We start from the raw sequence: 941 nt of genomic DNA, 5'->3' as shown, positions 1-941 counted from the left end.
ACTTGCCTTCTTGTTTGTCTTGCCAAGCGATGTTTTCAACGACACGGCCATAGCGGTCTTTACGAATGGTCTTTTTACCTTCTTCACCGGTTAACCATTCATCATAGCTGCGCTCAACCCCCTCTAGGCCATGACCGTCAATGCCTGTCACACCGACAAGGTGCGCACTGACTTCACCAGCCGGGTAATAACGACGAGACTCCGACTTAAGACCAATACCTGGTAGCTTCAGTTCACGAATGTAGTTTGCCATTGCTGGGCTCACCTGACGCTGCAGGTAAATAAAGCGACGCTTTTCGTTGCGCTTGATTTTGTCAATCAGGCCTTGGCGCTCCACACCTAACACATCTGCTAAGTCATACCAGTTTTGTTTCTGACTTAGCGCATTTTCTTTAAAAATGGTGGCTGGATCGGCCCAAACCGCTTCAACAGGCACACTCACCGCTAAAGGTTCACCATTGCGATCAGAAATAATGCCTCGTGCAGACGGGATAGACTTAACACGAATCGAACGTAGATCGCCCTGCTTAATGAGATTATCCGGCTCGATGATTTGAATATAGGCCACACGAGCGACAAGAAGCGCAAAGGCGCAGAAAACAAAAAACAGCAATAAATGGAAGCGCCAGCGAATCAAAAATGATGGCTCTACTTCTACTTTCGCTGTTTTCGGTGCGGTTTTGGTGTCGTTTACTGCGGCTTTGGGTTTCGCAGAAGACTTACGCTTATTTCCTTGTTTAGCGTTGGTTTTCTTTCTTATCATTTTAGCGTGATAACCACTTCTTTATCGCCATCAGGTCGTTTCATTTCAAGATCCTTTTTCGCAAGATCTTGCACTCGACTGTGTTCTGCTAAGGCGGTTTCTTCCAACATCAGGTTGCGCCATTCGCTATCTAATCGCTCGCGCTCAACCAGAGTGTGATCTTTTTCAGTGATCGCTT

1 protein-coding gene and 1 pseudogene are annotated in these 941 nt (G+C 46.9%); both read right to left on the bottom strand.

Features of this window, described 5'->3' with window-relative positions; translation table 11 throughout:
• Window positions 1-763: pseudogene (locus tag R7Q46_RS25545) on the bottom strand (peptidoglycan glycosyltransferase FtsI); the annotation flags it as partial.
• The coding region (gene ftsL / locus R7Q46_RS25540) for a cell division protein FtsL (protein WP_318077989.1) at window positions 760-941 on the bottom strand (182 nt) is incomplete at its 5' end. The pseudogene R7Q46_RS25545 and the gene ftsL, both read right to left, overlap by 4 nt.

Source organism: Vibrio sp. 811, assembly GCF_033339195.1.
The sequence above is the reverse complement of the archived record's forward strand: the minus strand, read 5'-3'. Positions and strand labels throughout refer to the sequence as shown.